Here is a 1,281-nt window from a genome sequence, read left to right on the forward strand (position 1 = left end):
AAATCGAGGGCCTGCCCGACCTCAAGATCGAGCAGGCGTTCGAACTGACCGACGCCTCGGCCGAGCGTTCCGCCGCCGGCTGCACCGTCCATCTCGGCCCGGCGCCGATCATCGAATACATGCGCTCCAACATCACCCTGATGAAGTGGATGATCGCCGAGGGCTATCAGGACCGCCGCGCCCTCGAACGCCGGATCAAGGCGATGGAAGCCTGGATCGCCGATCCCCAGTTGCTCGCCCCCGATGAGAATGCCGATTACGCCGCCGTGATCGAGATCGACATCAACGAGATCAAGGAACCGATCCTCGCCTGTCCCAACGACCCGGACGACGTCAAGCCGCTGTCCGAGGTCGCCGGTGACAAGATCGACGAGGTGTTCATCGGCTCCTGCATGACCAATATCGGTCACTTCCGCGCCGCCGGCCGGGTGCTCGACGGCAAGAGCGACATCCCGACCCGGTTGTGGGTCGCGCCGCCGACCAAGATGGATCAGATGATCCTGACCGAGGAAGGCTATTACGGCATCCTCGGCCGCGCCGGGGCGCGGATGGAGCTGCCGGGCTGCTCGTTGTGCATGGGCAACCAGGCCCAGATCCGCAAGGGCGCCACCGCGATGTCGACCTCGACCCGCAACTTCCCCAACCGCCTCGGTATCGACACCCGGGTCTATCTCGGCTCGGCCGAACTGGCGGCGGTGTGCGCCCTGCTCGGCCGTATCCCGACTCCGGCGGAATATCTGGAACAGGTGGCGGCGGTCGATGCCAAGGCCGGCGAGATCTACCGCTATATGAACTTCGACCAGATCCCGGCCTTCCGCGACGTCGCGGCGCTGGCCGGGTAACGACGGCGGCGGCACCCTGCCGCCGCCGCGCCGGCTTATCGTTGGGCTTGGTCCCCGTCGCGGCAGGCGGTCGTGCAGGTTTCGATGAAATAACGGCGTTCGGCGAACTCGCCCTGTTTGCCCTGGTTGAACGAGGCGAGCGGGCGGTGATAGCCCATCACCCGGGTCCAGATCTCGCAGGGCTGGCGTTCGTCGTCGGACAGGGTGATGCCGTCGGTGGCGGGGATGGGGGTGGCAATATCGGTGGTCACGGTTGGTCTCCTTTCTGCTCAGGCGGATTGAGCGAGTTGCCCGCGCTTGCGGGCGATCAGTTCGGCGTCGCATTTGGGGCAGAACGGATGTTCGCCCGGGATGTAGCCGTGCTTGGGGCAGATCGAGAAGGTCGGCGTCACGGTCAGATAGGGCAGCCGGAAATTCTCCAGGGCGCGGCGGACCAGCT

3 protein-coding genes are annotated in these 1,281 nt (G+C 65.7%); 1 reads left to right on the forward strand and 2 read right to left on the reverse strand.

The window, feature by feature from the left end:
• Positions 1 to 842, forward strand: an 842-nt coding sequence (locus tag ACFSNB_RS18675) for an aconitase family protein (RefSeq protein WP_377319320.1), incomplete at its 5' end; no start/stop codon positions are given.
• 35 nt (positions 843 to 877) lie between these two features.
• Here the strand turns inward: ACFSNB_RS18675 and nrdD are convergent.
• Positions 878 to 1,093 carry an anaerobic ribonucleoside-triphosphate reductase gene (gene nrdD, locus ACFSNB_RS18935; protein ID WP_465264582.1) on the reverse strand — a complete coding sequence of 72 codons (216 nt, stop codon included), beginning with the start codon at positions 1,091 to 1,093 and terminating at the stop codon, positions 878 to 880.
• Positions 1,094 to 1,111: 18 nt separating this feature from the next.
• Positions 1,112 to 1,234: a hypothetical protein gene (locus ACFSNB_RS18940; RefSeq protein WP_465264583.1), complete on the reverse strand. Its 123-nt coding sequence runs from the start codon at positions 1,232 to 1,234 to the stop codon at positions 1,112 to 1,114.
• Positions 1,235 to 1,281: the final 47 nt, after the last annotated feature.

Origin of the sequence: Phaeospirillum tilakii (genome assembly GCF_042683125.1) — a bacterium.
GTDB lineage: Bacteria > Pseudomonadota > Alphaproteobacteria > Rhodospirillales > Magnetospirillaceae > Phaeospirillum > Phaeospirillum tilakii.